The sequence below is a fragment of the Kribbella sp. VKM Ac-2566 genome, from assembly GCF_004366005.1.
Taxonomy (GTDB): Bacteria; Actinomycetota; Actinomycetes; order Propionibacteriales; family Kribbellaceae; genus Kribbella; species Kribbella pratensis.
The window spans coordinates 384,601-401,062 of the sequence record NZ_SODT01000011.1; the positions used below are offsets into that span (position 1 = coordinate 384,601).

Sequence of the window (16,462 nt, forward strand, 5' to 3'; positions counted from 1 at the left end):
GGGAGTCAAGCCTCAGTCGAACGGATCGAGGATCAATCCGGCCGCCTGCGGGTTCCCGTCGTGGACGAGGGCCTCGTGGTTGCCGACGTCGTCGAAGGCGAACCCGTACGCGTGGCCGTCGGCCATCTGGGAGTGGATGATCTTCGAGTACTGGTTGGTGACCGCGTCCTGGTAGAAGTTCGCGTCGTTCGGGTCCGGCTGGTTGGGGTTCGTCAGCAGGGTGGAGCGGTTGTAGCCGGCGCACAGGGTCCGGGAGATCGGGCCGCGGAGCTGGTCGTTCGGTGCGTCGAGCAACTTGAAGCAGCCGAACACGCTGGCCGAGTCGGGCTTCTGGAACGACGTGACGACAGCGCCGGAGCTGTTGGTGAAGTTCATGACGCCGCCGGACACGCGACCGAAGTACTTGGTGCCGGGCTGGTCGCCGAACGGCGTGACCGTCAGGGTCTCCGAGCTGTACTTCGACCAGACACGGTTGATGTAGTCGTCCATCGCGCTCGCCGGAATCGCCCCGGTCTCCACGCCGAACAGCGGGGAGAGCGCGCGGAGCACCGAGCCGTCGGGCGCCGTCTGGATCAGGCCGTCCCAAGCGCCGGGGGCGTTGCGGAGGCCGTTGTAGACGGCGTTGTAGCCGCCGGACTTGAGGTGACCGGTGGTCTTCGTGGACCCGTCTGCGGCCTTCACGCTCACGGCGTACGGCGCCGAAACCATGTCGACCTGCGTGCTGTTGATCCACAGGCCGCCGTCGTTGAGCGTGTACTCCGACCAGTGGAACAGGATGTTCCGGTTGGGGTCGCTCGGGTTCTGTACGGCGGGTTGCACGAGGCCGCCCGTGGTGAGTTTGAAGACGAGCTTCTGGCCGTAGGAGAAGTACACGCGGCCGGAGAACTTCGGCATCTGGATCGTGACGGACTGCCCGTTGGCGGGTCCGGCGATCGAGGCGTCCGGCGCCGGGGTCGGCGGGTTGCCGCCGGCCGGCCAGGCGTGGAACGTGCCCGAGGCGTCGGCCCAGCCCTGCTGCCCCGTCGCCAGGTTCGTGCCCAGGTTGTAGATGTAGACCGGGTCGCCACGACCCGAGTTGTTGGTGATTGTCAGCGGAATCGTCGCCGGTACGGCCGCGTCGGCCGGTCGGTCCGGGGTCGCCGACAGTACGCCGGCCACAGCCACCGCAGCCGCGACGGCACCCAGGACTCTGGTTCTGAAGCGCATTCTTCCTCCTCACGTCGCCCCCCGAGAGAGCGCTCTCATCGTTGCGTGAGAAGGACACCGACTGTCAACACCTCACTACTGTCGGCTTTCCGACAGCTACTGTGGTGCGCCTTCGCCGGTGAGGCCGTCGATGGATTCCCTGATCAGGTCGGCGTGGCCGGTATGGCGGGCGTACTCCTCGATGAGGTCCACGAGGATGTAGCGCAGGCTCGGGGAGGCGCCGCCGCGGCCTTTCCAGTCGGCCAGTTGATCCACGCCGCCCGCGGTCAGAACCTCGGCGACCGCCGCGCGGGAGCGGCCGACCGCGGCCTCCCACAGGGCCGTCAACTCCTCAGGGGAATCGTCCGGCGCGCTGTGCCACTCCCAGTCGGGGTCCGCGTCCCAGTCGACGGAGTCCCACGGAGCGCCGAGTTCCTTGCCGAGCAGGCGACGGGTGAAGTATTCGTCCTCGACCAGCGCCAGGTGCTTCAGCAGCCCGCCGAGCGTCACGGTCGACGGCGGGTGCTGCTTGTTCAGGCCGGCCGCGTCCAGGCCGCCGCACTTCCAGGCGAACGTACGCCGGTTGCGCTCGAGCGCCCCCAGCAACGTGTCGGCCTCGGTCCCGGCGATCGGCGGCTCGGTGAGCTGTGCGTTGTCCATGGCAAGGACAGTAGTGCGGGTTCCGGACGATCACCTTCCGGAACTGTCAGCCCGCCTGTGTCGGGGGCCAGCGTCTTGTGGTCGGCGACTCGTCCAGCGCGACGAACTCGGGTGCCGTGAGTGGTCGCACGGACGCTTCGATCGACTCCATCGCGGTCAACTCGGACTCGGTGACATGCAGATCGCGGAGCTTGCGCGCGGTGATGAACACCCGGCGCTCGAACGACCCGACCGTCCCGTTGTAGGCCTCCACCGCCGACGTGAGCGACCGCCCGACGCGGCCGAGATGGTCGCCCATCGTGCCGAGCCGCTCGTACAGCTCCCGGCCGAGCTCGAAGACCTGTTGCGCGGACTCGGTCAACGCCGACTGGTTCCACGCGTACGCCGCGGCGCGCAACGTGGCGATCAGCGTGGTCGGCGTCGCGAGGATCACGCGGCGTTCAGCGGCGTACTCGAGCAGGGAAGGCTCGACGTCGAGCGCAGCCGACAGGAAGGACTCGCCCGGCACGAAGAGGATGACGAACTCCGGCGACGGGGACAGCCGCGTCCAGTACGCCTTCGCGGCCAACTGGTCGACATGGGTCCGCAGGTGCCGCGCGTGCGCCCGCAACCGGTCCTCGCGGTACTCCGCGTCGTCGGACTCGCTCGCGTCGAGGAACGCGGCCAGCGGCACCTTCGAGTCGACGACGATATTCTTGCCCTCGGCAAGCCTCACCACGAGGTCCGGCCGCAGTACGCCGTCCTCGGCGACCGTGGTCGTCTGCTCGGTGAAGTCGCAGTGGGCAACCATTCCGGCGAGCTCGACGGTGCGACGCAGATGCAGCTCGCCCCACCGGCCGCGCACCTGCGGCTTGCGTAATGCGGTCGACAACGAGGCGGTCTCGCGACGCAACGCCTCGCCGCTCATTCGCACCTCGTTCACCTGCTGATGCAGCTGGCTCTGCCACGCCGCGCGGCCCTGCTCGAGCTGATTCAGCTGCGCGTGCAGGCGATCCAGCGCTTCCTTGACGACGGCCTGCCCGCCCATCTGCTGACCGACGCTCGTGCGCTCCTGCGTCAGCTCGACCACCCGGTCCTCGGCCGCGTCCCGCTCGGCCGTGATCCGCGCCAGCGCAGCACCGTCCCGTCCGCGCACCCACAGCACGCCGAACACAGCGCCCAGCAACAGCCCCACCACGAGGAAGAGCAGGATCAGCAACACCGTCGTACCGGTCATGTCACAGATAGTGCCGAACCCCACCGACAGTTTCCGGCAGATCGCGCGAGAGTTCCGGGAAAGTGCGGGAAGAAGTCCGATTCGGTTCCGGATCGCAGCCGTCAGCGCGCGGCGGCCTCGATCACGAACGTAGGACTCGCGGTGGCGACGGTGTCCACGAGCTCGAGGCCGGCGGCGGCGAGCAGCGTGCGGTACTCGTCCGTCGTACGCTCCCGTCCGCCGGTCATGATCAGCATGTTGAGGTCGGAGAACGCCGTACGCACCGGATCGGGCGACAGATCGAGCAACTGCTCCACGAGCAGTACGCGACCGCCCGGGCGCAGTGCCTGGCGGCAGTTCCGGAGGATCGCGATCGACTCGGCGTCCGCCCAGTCGTGGATCACCGACTTCAGCACCAGCGCGTCACCGCCCGGGACGCTGTCGAAGAAGTCGCCTCCGACCACCTGAAACCGATCGGCCGAAGCGCCCGCCACCACGTCGGTCTGGTCGAAGAGCACGCCCTTGACCGTCGGGTAGCGCTCGAGGATCCCGAGCAGCAACCGTCCGTGCCCGCCCCCGACGTCCACCACGGTGCCGTAGCGGCTGAAGTCGTACGCCGCGACCACAGCGCTGGATACCGCATCAGCCATCGACGTCATGGCCGCGTCGAACGCGTCCTGTTCATCGGGATGCCTGGCGCGGTACTCCCACACCGGTTCGCCGTGCAGGATCGAGAACGCCGTGTCACCGGTGCGGATGCTCTGCTCCAGGGCGGCGTACGTCTGCCAGTACGACCCCGTGCCGATGAAGCGCGCCCAGCCGGCGGCCGAGCGCGGCGCATCGGCCCGCAAGGCCGCGCCGAGCTCGGTGTTCGCGAAGGTCCCGCCGTCGGCTGTGTAGAGGCCCAAGGCTGTGAGTGCCCGCATCAGCCGGGCCAGCGCTCGTGTATCGGTCCCGCTCGCCGCGGCGAGCTCGTCCAAGGACATCGGACCGGTGGCCAGTACGTCGCTGATCCGCAGGCGAGCGGCGACGGAGATCGCCTGCGACACCTGGTACCCGCCGATCAGACGGAACAATTCCCGGGAAGCATCCATGGCTCAGTGTGCGTCCCGGAGCGCCCGGCGTCAGCAGTTCATCGCGGGGAAGGTGTAGCCCTGGGCCTTCAGGAGCGGGAGGATCTTGTCGAGCGCGGCGACGGTCTGGGCCCGGTTGCCGCCGCCGTCGTGCATCAGGATGATGTTGTGGTTGTGCGCGTGGGTGAGGACGTTGTGCACGATCGCGTTCGTCCCCGGGCGGGCCCAGTCGCGCGGGTCGACGTCCCACAGCACCTGGACCATGCCGGCCGCCTTGATGTCGGCGCGGACCTTCGGGTTCGAGGCGCCGTACGGCGGGCGGAAGCAGGTCGAGTCGGGTCCGTCGAAGATCTCGTGGTGCCGCTTCGCCGGTGAGATCGCGGTCAGCTGCGGGTGCGTGATCGAGTGGCTGCCGATCGTGTGGCCGGCGGCAAGCACCTGCTCGCGGAGCCCGGGGTGCGCGGTCTGCATCGATCCGAGCTCGAAGAACGTCGCGTGCGCGCCGTACTTCTTCAGGACCTGCAGGACCTTCGGCGTCCAGTACGGGTCCGGCCCGTCGTCGAAGCTGAGGAACAGGACCTTTTTGTTGCCGGAGGCAAGTGCTGCGGTGGGGTTCGGGGCCGGTTTGCGCGGTGTCGACGGCGGTGCGTTCAGCGTCGGTGTCTCGGTGGGCGTCGGGCTCGGTGTCGTGGTTTGCGTGGTGGCGGCGGCCGGTCGTGGTTGCCGTTCGTGCCCGAGCGCCAGGACCAGCAACGAACCGGCGACGACGGCCAGCGCCACCCCGGTCGCGACGAATGCGGCGAACTTTCGGGACATGACTTTCCCCTTGCAACTAAGGCGGTTCCCCAGCGCCCCCTCAGGCGCCCTCACACCACTGAAGACGCCTTACCTGTCAGCTTGGTTGGCCTTGCCGTGTTGCGGTGAGATCTCGACTGTTGCGGTTCCACCGCGGTGGTACAGCCGGCCCTCCAGCGACTTCACGCTCGCGACCAGCACGAAACTCATGCTCACCAGCAACGACCACGCACCGAACTTCGCCGGATGCACGAGCCGCCACACACTCACCTGGTCCGGGTAGTTCCACGCGTCGAGGAACGTGCCGAAGTTCTCCGCGATCCACAGGAAGAACCCGATCAACGCGAACGACAACGCCAGCGGCATCCGGTAGCGCCGGACGCCGACCGTGAAGAAGACCCAGGTACGGCGCAACACGACGAGCAGACCGAGCGCGATCGGGATCCGCAGGTCGGGGATCCACTGGTGGGTGAAGAAGTTCGCGTAGATCAGCACCGCGAAGACCGTGGTCAGGATCGGCCGGTAGTTGCTGACGCGGAGGTCGAACCGGCGCCAGGCCTGGCACAGGTAGCTGCCGACCGCGGCGTACATGAACCCGGCGAACAGCGGCACCCCGGCGAACTTCGTCACCGCGTCGCCCGGGTACTGCCACGAACCGACCCGGACCTTGAACAGTTCCAGCCCGAGCCCGACCAGGTGGAACCCGAAGATCACCGCGACCTCACGCCAGGTCTCCAGCCGCACCACCCAGAACAGCAGTGTCAGGCCGAGGCAGTAGATCAGCAGGGCGTCGTACCGGGCGATCGGCAGGTCGACGTACTTCGAGATCGCCAGGCCCGCGAACAGGAACCCCGGAAACAGGCACGACACCACCTCCAGCCACCCGAAACGCAGGAACTGCAGGCATCCGAACACGAAGCGTGAGGGAATCCCGATCCGATCCGTCCAAGTGGTCACAGGATGGAGACGTTGCTTGCGAACGGCTGGTTCGCGGAAATATGAACAGCCTTGGGAGGTGGGGAGCATGGTGGTTTTCGAGACCGACCGGCTCGTGGTGCGGGACTGGGTGGACCCGGACGGCGACCGTGTCTTCGACATCTACCGGCGCTGGGAGGTGTCGCGCTGGCTGGGCGCGGAGCCTCGGGTGATGCCCGATCGCGGTGCCGCGTCGAAGGCGATCATGCGGTGGAACGAGCGCAGCCGCGAGGCGCCGTACGGCGTCTGGGCCGTGGAGGAACGCGCCACCGGGACGATCGCGGGCACCGTATTACTGGCCCCGCTGCCCGACCCGACGGACGGTACCGCGGGGCGTGGCGAGGTCGAGGTCGGCTGGCATCTCCACCCGGACGCGTGGGGACGAGGCCTGGCGACCGAGTCGGCACGGGGGGCGATCGAGCATGGGTTCAAGGCCGGGATCGGGCAGATCCACGCGGTCGTCCGCCCGGGCAACGTCGCGTCGCTGGCCGTCTGCCACCGCCTCGGCATGCGCCCGATCGGCCGCACCACCCGCTGGTACGACGCCGAACTCGAGGCCTTCCTGATCTGACGGATTGGGGTACTTCGGTGTTGGCCGCGTAACCTTGACGCCCGTGGCACTCACCATCGGAATCGTCGGGCTCCCGAACGCGGGCAAGTCCACCCTGTTCAATGCGCTGACCAAGAACGACGTACTCGCCGCGAACTACCCGTTCGCGACTATCGAGCCGAACGTCGGAGTGGTCGGCGTCCCGGACCCGCGGCTGGGGAAGCTCGCCGAGCTGTTCAGCTCGCAGAAGGTGATTCCCGCCACCGTGCAGTTCGTCGACATCGCCGGCATCGTCCGCGGCGCGTCGGAGGGTGAGGGCCTCGGCAACAAGTTCCTCAGCCACATCCGTGAGTCGGACGCGATCTGCCAAGTCACCCGGGTGTTCCGCGACGACGACGTGACGCACGTCGACGGCAAGGTCTCGCCGGCCGACGACATCTCCACGATCCAGACCGAGCTGATCCTCGCCGACCTGCAGACCGTCGAGAAGGCGATCCCGCGGCTGGAGAAGGAAGCCCGCCTGAAGAAGGAGTCGGCGGTCGTCCTGGAGGCGGTGCGCGAGGCGCAGAAGCACCTCGAGGCGGGTACGCCGATCATCGCCACCGGCGTGGACCGGGACGCGATCCGCGAGCTGATGCTGATGACCGCGAAGCCGTACCTGTACGTCTTCAACTGCGATTCCGACGAACTCGCCGACGAGGACCTCAAGCAGAAGATGCGGGATCTGGTCGCGCCGGCCGAGGCGATCTTCCTGGACGCCAAGTTCGAGGCGGAGCTGGTCGAGCTCGGCGACGAGGACGAGGCCCGCGAGATGCTCGCCGAGATGGGCATCGACCAGCCCGGTCTCGACGTACTGGCGCGCGTCGGGTTCGACACGCTGGGGCTGCAGACGTACCTGACGGCCGGCCCGAAGGAGTCCCGCGCCTGGACGATCAAGCGCGGCGCCACCGCCCCCGAGGCTGCCGGTGTCATCCACACCGACTTCCAGCGCGGCTTCATCAAGGCCGAGATCGTCTCCTTCGACGACCTGATGGAAGCCGGCTCCATGAACGCCGCCCGCTCCGTCGGCAAGGTCCGCATGGAAGGCAAGGACTACGTGATGCAAGACGGCGACGTAGTCGAATTCCGCTTCAACGTCTGAGAAGAGGGATTGGAGGGCTGGGGAGGATTTTCTACCCGGATCGGGACAACATCCTCCCCAAAGTCACCTCCGCCCCGCTTCACGCCATCCGCTGGGGTTGGCCAGCCGCCTGCCGGCGGTGGGACCGGGTATGTCAGGTCTTGTCAGAGCGCAGCGCCACGTCCGTGGTCAGGACACCAGGCGTTTCGGTTCGGTTTGGTTGACCTCCGACCACAGGGTGTCGAGGGAGAGGCCGAGGACGTCGGCGATCGCCGCGATGGTGGGGAAGGCGGGCGTGGCTACGCGGCCGGACTCGATCTTGCGGAGGGTTTCGGGGGAGACGCCGGCGTCGAGGGCGGTCTGGAGCATGGAGCGCTCGCCGCGGGCGCGGCGAAGTAAGGTGCCGAGGCGCTCGCCGCGCTCGACCTCCGCGGGGGTGAGCGGGAGCCGGACCATGATCCGATGATAGTACCGGGATAATATGGCCGGTATAGTTATTGGATGCACACGAGAGGCCGCGCATGATCGAGATCCTGGACTCCCGCCAGCTGGCCCAAGCCAAGGAATCGGGCGCTCTGGTCGGTGGGATTCTGCAGACGCTGAAGAGCCGGACCGCGGTCGGCACGAATCTGCTGGACATCGACCAGTGGACGAAGGCACTGATCGCCGACGCCGGTGCGCAGTCCTGTTACGTCGACTACGAGGCGTCGTTCGGGCGCGGGCCGTTCGGTCACTACATCTGTACGGCGGTCAACGACGCCGTACTGCACGGAAAGCCGTCCGACTACCAGCTCGCCGACGGGGACCTGCTGACGCTCGATCTCGCCGTCTCCCTGGGAGGGATCGCAGCGGACGCGGCGATCAGCTTCATCGTGGGCGAGTCCAAGGCGCCCGAGGACGTCGCGATGATCAGCGCGACCGAACGCGCACTGGCCGAAGGGATCGCAGCCGCCGTTCCCGGGGCCCGGATCGGTGACATCTCGCGGGCGATCGGCACCGTGCTCGGCGCGGCCGGGTACCCGATCAACACCGAGTTCGGCGGTCACGGCATCGGTTCGACGATGCACCAGGACCCGCACGTCTCGAACACGGGCCGCCCCGGCCGCGGCTACAAGCTCCGCCCCGGCCTGCTGCTCGCCCTCGAACCGTGGGTCATGCAGGACACCGCCGAACTCGTCACCGACGACGACGGCTGGACCCTCCGCAGCATCACCGGCTGCCGCACCGCCCACACCGAACACACCATCGCCATCACCGAGAACGGCCCCGAAATCCTCACCCTCCCGAAGCAGACCCAGGCGTAAGCTCCGGTGCCGTGCTGACGCCGATCCTTGCGACCTCCGACCCGTACACGGCCGCAGACGAGTTCGTCGCCAACGGGTGGACGCTCGTCTACGCGACACCGAAGGACTCCGGTGACCCGATGGCGGTCGTCGAGCTGCACGGCGGGCAGGTGATGCTCGGCGTGGACTCGGAGCAGTTCCTGCCGGCGGCGGCGCGGGACCATCGCGGAGCGGGCGTCCAGTTGTATGTCGAGGTACCCGCTGACGCGATCGAGAAGATTCACGCGGCACATCAAGAGCCGGGGCCGATCGAGCAGCGGCCCTGGGGTGTGCGGTCGTTCGTGGTGCGGTTGGCGGCGTACAACTTCATGATCGCGACCGCGCAGGGCTGACTGTCAGTGGGAGTTCGCGATCTGCTGGGCGGCGTCGTGGACGAGGGTGATGAGTTCGGGTGGGGCGATGACCTGGGCGGCGCCGGCTTGGGCTAGGACGGCGGCTTGGGCTTCGTAGCGGTTCTCGAGGTCGGTGTGGATGATCCACCAGTTGTCGTCCGCGGGGAGCATCGGGGCGGTCGGGCGGAATCGGCGGACGGCGTGGTCGCGAACCTTCAGAACGATCGGGTACGACGGGCGCGAGGCCTGGAACTCGCGCTGGGACTGGGCCCAGTACGCGGCCAGGTCGAAGTCGGCGGGTCTGGTGAAGACGTCGTTGGTGAGCTCGGCCGAGGTCAGGCGGGACAGGCGATAGGTGCGGAGGCGGCCGTCGGTGCGCGCGGCGACCAGGTACCAGGTGCGCGCCTTGGCGACCAGCCCGAGAGGCGAGATCGCGAACGGCCCACGCCGCCGACCGTCGTCGCTGTCGGGCCCGGTGCGATCTCCGGCGGTGGTTTCGCCGTACGTGATTTCCAGGCGGCGTTCCTCCCAGAGGGCTTGGCGGCAGAGGTCGAGCCAGCGTGGGGTTTCGCGGCGGTCGTCCCAGCCGGCGTGGTCGATCAGGAGTCGTTGGCGGGCGTACTCTGCTTCGCGGCGAGTGCCCTCGGGAAGTGATGCGATCAGTTTGGTGACGGCGAGTTCGCTGGAGGCGTCGAGGCCGAGGTCGGCGAGTACGTGGGCGGTCGCGCCGACGAACACCGACATGACCTCCGACGGCGTCAGGCCGGTCAACCGGCTGCGGTAGTCAGGCAGCAGCGTCCACCCGCCGGCGCGCCCGCGGATCGAGTACACCGGGACGCCGGCAAGGCTGAGCGGATCCAGGTCGCGCTGGATCGTGCGCGGCGACACGTCCAGCGCGGCGGACAGTTGCGCGACCGTCGACTGACCGCGGGTCTGCAGGTGCAGCAGCAGTCGGAGGAGCCGTTCGGCGCGCATCCTCCGACTATCTCAAGAAAACAAGCCAGAAGCTGGCGTCTTTTCCTGCCATGGTCGCCACCATGAGTGCAGTTGAGGTGGAAAACCTCTCGATGTCCTACAAGGCTCCGGTTCGCAAGAGCGGGTTGCGGGCGGCGTTCGGTTCGCTGGTACGCCGCGAGTACAAGACCGTCCAGGCCCTCGACGAGGTGTCGTTCACGATCGCCCCGGGCGAGGTCGCGGGGTTCATCGGCCCGAACGGCGCCGGCAAGACCACGACGATGAAGATCCTCTCCGGGATCCTCCACCCGACCAGCGGCGCGGTCCAGGTCCTCGACACGGTCCCGTGGCAACGCCGCTCCGCCTTCCTCAAACGGATCGCGTTCGTGCGGGGCAGCCAACCGGTCGGCGGTTCGCAGGAGCTGACCGTGATGGATTCCCTCGAGTACCAGCGCCTGCTGTACGACGTCCCACGCCCCACGTTCCGCCGTACCCTGGCCGACCTCGAGGCGCTCCTCGAGCTCGACCCGCTGTTCGAGCGCCAACTCCGCGCTCTCAGCCTCGGCGAGCGGATGCGGGTCGGGCTCGCGATGGCGCTGATCTACCGCCCCGAGGTGCTGTTCCTCGACGAGCCGACGATCGGTCTCGACGTCACCGCAGCGGGCCAGATCCGCGAGTTCGTGCGGGAGTACGTCGAGCAGACCGGCGCGACCGTACTCCTGACCAGCCACTACATGGCCGACGTCGAGTCCCTCTGCCCGCGCCTGATCCTGATCGACAAGGGCAAGGTCCAGTACGACGGTCCACTCGCGGAGCTGTCCGCGCGGTTGTCGCCGTACAAACTGATCCGGATCTCCACGCAAGGCGACCCTTCGCCGTTCGGTGAGGTGGTCGACAAGGCGGACGGGCAATGGGTGCTGCGGGTGCCGCGGGACGAGGTCGCTGGTACGACGGGCCGATTGCTGCAGGCGTTGGAGGTCGTGGACCTTGCGGTGGAGGAGCCGCCGTTGGAGAAGGTCATCGACCAGGCGTACCGCGAGGGGCTGCGATGAGAACCGCCGTACTGCTCGGATTCCGGCTCCGTCAGGAGGTGCTGGAGTGGTCGGGCGCGTGGTGGTTCCTGATGACGCTCGTGGTGCAGGCCGTGGTCGCGCCGCTGATCGGGTTGTTCGTGTGGTCCGCGGTCTATCCGGACGATCCGGCGATCGCGCGGTACTACGTCGCGGTCATCCTGGTGACGCTGATGACCGAGTCGTTCGAGCAGCACACGTTTTCCGAACGGATCTACAACGGGACGCTCAGCCACGAGTTGCTCCGCCCACAGCCGGTGGTGGTCGGCGTGATCGGTATGAATCTCGCGATCCGCGCCTGGTTGACGTTGCTCGGGGCACCGATCGTGCTGCTCACCGGGATCGCGTTGCAGGTCGGGTTCGACTGGTGGGCGGTGGCGCGGAGTGCGCCGTACCTCGTGCTCGCCGCCGTGCTCGTTTTCCTGTGGACATTTCTGTTGTCGTTGACGGCGTTCTGGACGGATCGGGTGCATGCGGTGGTGGGGTTCGGTAGCCAGTTGGTGTTCCTGTTCGGCGGTACGGCGGCGCCGATCGGGTTGCTGCCCGACGGGTTGCGCCGGGTCGCGGAGGTGTTGCCGTTCTACGGGATGAGCGGTCTGCCGGCCGAGATCGCCGCCGGCACGCGTGGCGGCGGCGCGCAGGGCTATCAGTTGGTGTGGGTTGTCGTGCTGGTCGGCGTGGTCATGGTCCTGTGGAGAGCCGGCGTCCGTCGGTACACGGCGGTGGGCTCGTGAAACTCCTTCGTTTGCTGGCGGCCGGCTTCTCGATGTCCCTGCGCCGGAGCGTGGCCTTCCGCGTCAACCTCGTCTTCGACGTGCTGCTCGCGTTCACAGGTCTGGGTACGGCGATCGCGGCCGTGCTGATCGTGTTCACCCGCGCCGATACGTTGGCGGGCTGGTCGAAGGCGGAGTTCCTGGTCCTGATCGGCACGTATCAGCTGATCACCGGGCTGCGCACGACGTTCATCGATCCGAACCTGTCGTGGTTCCCCGAGACCGGCATCCGCGAGGGGAAGCTGGACGGCTACCTGTTGCAGCCGGCTCCGAGTTTGTTCCTGTCCAGCTTGTCGTTGTCGTCGCCGCTGCAGCTGATCCAGGTTGTCCTCGGGGTCGGCGTGCTGGCCTGGGGGATCGGGGTCGCTGATCGGTCGCCTGGTGCCGCTGGGGTGATGAGTTGGTTGGTGCTGGTTGTGGCGGGGACGGTGGTGACGTGGGCGTTGAGCGTGCTGCTGGCGTGCTTGGCGTTCTGGGCGCCGAAGCTGCAGTTGGACGTCTTCTACCACTCAGCCTGGCAACTCGGCCGGTACCCGACGGATGTCTTCGCCCGCCCCCTCCGCATCCTCCTCACGTACGTCTTCCCGATGGCGCTCATTGCAAGCGTCCCGTCAACCGCACTGCTCCGCGGCCCTCAATTCGGCGTACTGCTCGCCGGAGTTGCGGCAGCAGCCGGCGCGGCTGCGCTAGCAGCGCTAGCTTGGCGGGCCGGGTTGCGGCGGTACACCGGGGCGACCTCCTGAGTGTGCGCTAAGGACAGGAGGTGTGCCTGATTTGAGGGCGATCCACCGTCTGGGCAGGCGTGCGGGCCGCTATACGTAGACATGTACGTCCTGTTCCTAGCGCCAAAAACAGTGGCTGGACCGAGGGCAGCGGGTTACGGTCGCGGGCATGGTTGATGCCTTGTTCGGGGAGCCTCGATTGGTGGCGGTTTATGACGCGCTGGATCCGGATCGGGGCGATCTGGAGCACTACGCGGCGATCGTGGAGGAGTTCGGCGCCACACAGGTGCTGGATGTGGGGTGCGGGACGGGTGAGTTGGCCTGTCTGCTCGCCAAGGGTGGAGTGGACGTCGTCGGAGTGGATCCGGCGGAGGCTTCGTTGGAGGTTGCTCGGGGCAAGGAGTTTGCGGATCGGGTGCGGTGGATCCACGGGGATGCGACGACGTTGCCGCCCTTGCAGGTGGACCTTGCACTGATGACGGGGAACGTGGCGCAGGTGTTCCTGACGGACGAGGAGTGGTCGGCGACGGTGCGTGGGGTGCATGCCGCATTGGAACCACAAGGCCGGTTCGTGTTCGAGACGCGGGATCCGGCGCGGCGCCAGTGGGAGGAGTGGACCCGCGAGCGCACCCATCAGGTGCGGCAGGTTGCGGGCGGTGAGACGGTGGAGGCCTGGAGCGATCTGCTGTCGGTGGAGCTGCCGTTCGTTTCCTTCCAGGGCACGTACGTGTTCTCGTCGGACGGCGCCGTACTCACCTCGCAGTCCACTCTGCGGTTCCGCGAGCGGGACGAGGTCGAGGAGTCGCTCGTCGCGGCCGGGTTCGTGGTCGACGACGTACGGGAGGCTCCGGATCGGCACGGGAAGGAATGGGTGTTCGTCGCTAGGGCGATGTGAGCAAAGCGGTCAGGGTGTGGTGCGCGGTGCGGGACATGACCGGGTTGGTTTCGACGTAGTACCAGAGGCAACCGATGGCCTGGGCGAACGACCAGCCCATGCCGCGGCGCCACTCCGCGTAGTCGCTGCCGAGCGCGCTGCGGAACGCCTCGCGGGCGGTGGGATCGAGGAGGTTCCACGCCGGCTGCAGATCCATCGCGGGGTCCGAGACCGTGAAGGTGCCGACGTCGATGATGCCGGCCAGGCGGCCGCCCTTCGCCAGCAGGTTGCCCGGCATCAGATCGCGATGCGTCCAGGCGTCCGGTTCGGTACGCGGCGTCGTTCGCAAGTCGGCCCACAGCCGGGCGAGCTCGTCCACGTCGATCATCCCGCGGCTGCGCTCCAGCCCTTCCGCGACGTACTCGTCCTGCGAGGTCAGCACCCCGCCGCGCCACGAGCCCGTGAACACCCGCCCCTCGGTCGGCTGCGCCCGCAGCGCCAGCACGAACCGCGCGAGATCCTCGGCGAAGGCGGTCGACCCGGCGACGTCCGCGTCGTACGCGATCGTGCCGTCAACCCAGGTCTGCACCGCCCACGGCAGCGGATAACCCGAGCCCGGCGCACCGATCGCGATCGGCTCCGGAGTCGGGTACGGCGACATCGCGCACAACCGTCGCGCGGCCTCCGCCTCGTCCTCGAGCTCCTGCCGCACTGTCGTCGCATCACCCGGCAAGATCGGGAACCGGGCGACCAGTCCGTCGCCGATCCGGAACAACGCGTTGACGGTTCCATTCGACGGTACGGCGCGGACCGTGAGCCCGCTCCACTCCGGGAACTGTTCCTTGACGAGCCCTTCGACCAGCTCGACCGTCACGTCCAGTTGCCCCTGATGCATCACGCCCAGAAGTATCCGGGAGTTCCCAGAGCGCCGCACACGATTTAGTTCTCAGTGGGTTGCGAGTGGGCGGGCGCGGTCGGTGGCGAGCCGGATGGCGAAGACCGCCAGGGCGGTGCCGGTGAGGTAGCGGTGGATGCGCATCCAGGTCGGACGGCGGGCGAGGAACACGGCGACCGAGCCTGCGGTGATCACGAAGACGGCGTTCATGGCCACGCCCACCGTGAGTTGGCCCAGGCCGAGGATCAGGCTCTGCAGGCCGAGGTGACCGCGGGACGGGTCCAGGAACTGGGGGAGCAGTGAGATGTAGAGGATCGCGATCTTCGGGTTCAGCAGGCACGTGAGCAGGCCCATGCCGAACAGTTTGCGCGGGCGGTCCGGCTCGAGCTCCTGGGTGGCGAAGACCGACGTACCACCGGGGCGGAACGCGTTCCAGGCGAGCCAGAGCAGGTACGCCGCGCCGGCCAGCTTCAGCGCGACATAGATCTGGGGGACCAGCGCGAACAGGGTCGCGAGGCCCGCGCTTGCCGCGAGCAAGTAGGTGAGGAAGCCGAGCCCGACGCCGGCCAGCGAGATCAGGCCCGCACGGCGGCCCTGGGCGATCGAGCGGGAGATCAGGTAGATCATGTTCGGTCCCGGCACGATCACCAGACCCAGCTCGACCAGAGCGATCCCGAGTAGTGCCTCGTTGCTGACCAGCATTCCGTGTCCCTCCCTCGACGTACTCCGAACCTAACAGCGCTGCCCGATCCGCCGCGGGGGATTCCCGCGAGCTGGAATCCATTCGCCGGTAACACTCACCCTCGGTTAGCGTGGGTGCGTACGCCTATGGTTTGAAGGAGACGGTATGAGCGACAAGTCCAGCGAGCCGGCGGACGATCTGCAGAAGAAGTTTCGGGAAGCGCTCGAGAAGAAGAACGCCGGGAAGCACTCGCATCCGGGATCCGGAGTGCGGGGGCAGGGCGTCGGCGACGCGCACAACGACAAGCAGAAGCGCCAGTTCCGGCGCAAGTCCGGCAGCTGAGTTCCGCCAAACTGTCCATCCATCCGCATGAGCCCCGGGTTGCCGCCCGGGGCTCGACCTTTTCCTCGGATCCCCAGGCCATCACAATCGCCCTCTCCAGGGCGATTGCCGCGGAGGACGTCCGCGCGAAAGCAATTGTGATGGCCTGGCGGTCCGACGACCGCCGTTATCCTCGGTCGGCTGCGGGGTCGGGCCGGCGTGCGTTGAGCAGCTCGACCAGCCGGAGCACCTCCGGATCCCAGCCCATCCGGTGGTTCGCGGCGTCCTCGGCGTTCGCGAAGCCGGTGTGGCTGAGCAGCATCCGGGTGCCGTCGAGCGTCTCGGTCAGCTCGACCTCTACTCGCGTCGGTTCGTCCTCGGTGCCGTCCCACTTCCAGCTGAACACCAGGCGGTGCGGCGGGTCGACCTCCAGGTACGTGCCGCGCACCACATGCGGCCCCATCTCCACGACATAGGAACCACCGGTGCGCACGTCGGCCTGCACCTTCAGTTCGAGTTCGGGGTTCGGGCAGTACCACTGAGCCAGGAGATCGGCACGCGTCCAGGCGTCGTACACGCGACCGATCGTTGCCGGGAGCACCCTTTCGATCCGGATCTCAGTGTCCATCGCCGTCCCCTCGCAGGAGTTCTTCCAACCGGTCCACGGTGCTGTTCCAGTACGTCGTGAGGTCGCCGAGCCACTGCTCCACCTCGGAGAACGCCTCCGGCCGGAGCGAGCACACGACGGTGCGGCCGACCCGACGCCGGCTCACGAGACCGGCGTCGACCAGCACCGTGACGTGCTTGGTCATCGCCGGTGGCGTGATCCGGTGCGGCTCGGCCAGCTCGCCCATCGTCGCGTCGCCCCGACTCAGCCGGCCCACAACAGCCAGCCGAGTCGGGTCCGCGAGCGCTCCGAAGGTCCTCGTCAGCACACGGAATA

Annotated in this window: 21 protein-coding genes; 9 read left to right on the forward strand and 12 right to left on the reverse strand. The window is 67.8% G+C overall.

Features of this window, described 5'->3' with window-relative positions; all coding sequences use genetic code 11:
- Positions 1-12: 12 nt before the first annotated feature.
- From EV647_RS24600 to EV647_RS24625, 6 genes are all read right to left on the reverse strand, one after another.
- Positions 13-1,206 carry a glycoside hydrolase family 64 protein gene (locus tag EV647_RS24600; RefSeq protein WP_134006715.1) on the reverse strand — a complete coding sequence of 398 codons (1,194 nt, stop codon included), beginning with the start codon at positions 1,204-1,206 and terminating at the stop codon, positions 13-15.
- Between the two features lie 96 nt (positions 1,207-1,302).
- A complete protein-coding gene (locus EV647_RS24605) occupies positions 1,303-1,845 on the reverse strand; it encodes a DinB family protein (protein ID WP_134006717.1) in 543 nt (180 codons plus the stop codon).
- A 46-nt stretch (positions 1,846-1,891) separates the two neighbouring features.
- The gene (locus EV647_RS24610; protein ID WP_134006719.1) at positions 1,892-3,061 is read right to left on the reverse strand and encodes a DNA recombination protein RmuC; all 1,170 of its coding nucleotides are present in this window, start codon (positions 3,059-3,061) and stop codon (positions 1,892-1,894) included.
- Positions 3,062-3,162: 101 nt separating this feature from the next.
- On the reverse strand, positions 3,163-4,134 hold the full coding sequence (locus tag EV647_RS24615; protein WP_134006721.1) for a methyltransferase: 972 nt from the start codon (positions 4,132-4,134) through the stop codon (positions 3,163-3,165).
- A gap of 30 nt (positions 4,135-4,164) precedes the next feature.
- Positions 4,165-4,929 carry a polysaccharide deacetylase family protein gene (locus EV647_RS24620; protein WP_134006723.1) on the reverse strand — a complete coding sequence of 255 codons (765 nt, stop codon included), beginning with the start codon at positions 4,927-4,929 and terminating at the stop codon, positions 4,165-4,167.
- Positions 4,930-4,998: 69 nt separating this feature from the next.
- Positions 4,999-5,865, reverse strand: coding sequence for a DUF817 domain-containing protein (locus EV647_RS24625; RefSeq protein WP_238175564.1), 867 nt, complete (start codon positions 5,863-5,865; stop codon positions 4,999-5,001).
- 67 nt (positions 5,866-5,932) lie between these two features.
- Here EV647_RS24625 and EV647_RS24630 point away from each other — a divergent pair, with 67 nt between their 5' ends.
- The gene (locus tag EV647_RS24630; protein ID WP_134006726.1) at positions 5,933-6,454 is read left to right on the forward strand and encodes a GNAT family N-acetyltransferase; all 522 of its coding nucleotides are present in this window, start codon (positions 5,933-5,935) and stop codon (positions 6,452-6,454) included.
- Positions 6,455-6,497: 43 nt separating this feature from the next.
- Complete coding sequence (gene ychF, locus EV647_RS24635; RefSeq protein ID WP_134006728.1) at positions 6,498-7,574, forward strand: redox-regulated ATPase YchF; 1,077 nt, start codon at positions 6,498-6,500, stop codon at positions 7,572-7,574.
- A 168-nt stretch (positions 7,575-7,742) separates the two neighbouring features.
- Here the strand turns inward: ychF and EV647_RS24640 are convergent, their stop codons facing one another.
- Positions 7,743-8,009 carry a helix-turn-helix domain-containing protein gene (locus EV647_RS24640; protein WP_134006730.1) on the reverse strand — a complete coding sequence of 89 codons (267 nt, stop codon included), beginning with the start codon at positions 8,007-8,009 and terminating at the stop codon, positions 7,743-7,745.
- A 65-nt stretch (positions 8,010-8,074) separates the two neighbouring features.
- Between EV647_RS24640 and map the strand changes: the two genes are divergently transcribed.
- Positions 8,075-8,857 (forward strand): type I methionyl aminopeptidase, encoded by a 783-nt coding sequence (map, locus tag EV647_RS24645; RefSeq protein WP_134006732.1) that lies wholly within the window; start codon positions 8,075-8,077, stop codon positions 8,855-8,857.
- A gap of 11 nt (positions 8,858-8,868) precedes the next feature.
- Positions 8,869-9,228, forward strand: coding sequence for a hypothetical protein (locus tag EV647_RS24650; RefSeq protein WP_134006734.1), 360 nt, complete (start codon positions 8,869-8,871; stop codon positions 9,226-9,228).
- A 3-nt stretch (positions 9,229-9,231) separates the two neighbouring features.
- Here the strand turns inward: EV647_RS24650 and EV647_RS24655 are convergent, their stop codons facing one another.
- The gene (locus EV647_RS24655; protein WP_134006736.1) at positions 9,232-10,203 is read right to left on the reverse strand and encodes a YafY family protein; all 972 of its coding nucleotides are present in this window, start codon (positions 10,201-10,203) and stop codon (positions 9,232-9,234) included.
- 62 nt (positions 10,204-10,265) lie between these two features.
- Here EV647_RS24655 and EV647_RS24660 point away from each other — a divergent pair, with 62 nt between their 5' ends.
- The 4 genes from EV647_RS24660 (at position 10,266) to EV647_RS24675 (ending at position 13,642) form a co-directional block, all read left to right on the forward strand.
- On the forward strand, positions 10,266-11,234 hold the full coding sequence (locus EV647_RS24660) for an ATP-binding cassette domain-containing protein (RefSeq protein ID WP_166680428.1): 969 nt from the start codon (positions 10,266-10,268) through the stop codon (positions 11,232-11,234).
- The gene (locus EV647_RS24665) at positions 11,231-11,986 is read left to right on the forward strand and encodes an ABC-2 family transporter protein (protein ID WP_134006738.1); all 756 of its coding nucleotides are present in this window, start codon (positions 11,231-11,233) and stop codon (positions 11,984-11,986) included. The genes EV647_RS24660 and EV647_RS24665 overlap by 4 nt, the downstream gene beginning before the upstream one ends.
- On the forward strand, positions 11,983-12,768 hold the full coding sequence (locus tag EV647_RS24670; protein ID WP_238175563.1) for an ABC transporter permease: 786 nt from the start codon (positions 11,983-11,985) through the stop codon (positions 12,766-12,768). The genes EV647_RS24665 and EV647_RS24670 overlap by 4 nt, the downstream gene beginning before the upstream one ends.
- A 148-nt stretch (positions 12,769-12,916) precedes the next feature.
- Complete coding sequence (locus tag EV647_RS24675; protein WP_134006740.1) at positions 12,917-13,642, forward strand: bifunctional 2-polyprenyl-6-hydroxyphenol methylase/3-demethylubiquinol 3-O-methyltransferase UbiG; 726 nt, start codon at positions 12,917-12,919, stop codon at positions 13,640-13,642.
- On the opposite strand, the gene EV647_RS24680 is transcribed toward EV647_RS24675, so the two are convergent.
- Together EV647_RS24680 and EV647_RS24685 are read right to left on the reverse strand one after the other, a co-directional pair.
- Entirely contained in the window at positions 13,629-14,516 is an 888-nt protein-coding gene (locus EV647_RS24680; RefSeq protein ID WP_134007606.1) for an aminoglycoside phosphotransferase family protein, read from the reverse strand. The genes EV647_RS24675 and EV647_RS24680 overlap by 14 nt on opposite strands.
- Positions 14,517-14,567: 51 nt before the next feature.
- The gene (locus tag EV647_RS24685) at positions 14,568-15,218 is read right to left on the reverse strand and encodes a LysE family translocator (RefSeq protein WP_202871158.1); all 651 of its coding nucleotides are present in this window, start codon (positions 15,216-15,218) and stop codon (positions 14,568-14,570) included.
- A 145-nt stretch (positions 15,219-15,363) separates the two neighbouring features.
- On the opposite strand from EV647_RS24685, the gene EV647_RS42165 reads away from it, so the two are divergent.
- Entirely contained in the window at positions 15,364-15,540 is a 177-nt protein-coding gene (locus EV647_RS42165; RefSeq protein WP_157996243.1) for a DUF5302 domain-containing protein, read from the forward strand.
- Positions 15,541-15,706: 166 nt separating this feature from the next.
- Here EV647_RS42165 and EV647_RS24690 read toward each other — a convergent pair whose 3' ends face one another.
- Both EV647_RS24690 and EV647_RS24695 read right to left on the reverse strand, forming a co-directional pair.
- Entirely contained in the window at positions 15,707-16,147 is a 441-nt protein-coding gene (locus EV647_RS24690) for an SRPBCC domain-containing protein (RefSeq protein WP_134006742.1), read from the reverse strand.
- Positions 16,137-16,454, reverse strand: a complete 318-nt coding sequence (locus tag EV647_RS24695; protein WP_134006743.1) for a helix-turn-helix transcriptional regulator — start codon at positions 16,452-16,454, stop codon at positions 16,137-16,139. Before EV647_RS24695 ends, EV647_RS24690 begins: the two co-directional genes overlap by 11 nt.
- Between the last annotated feature and the right edge of the window lie 8 nt (positions 16,455-16,462).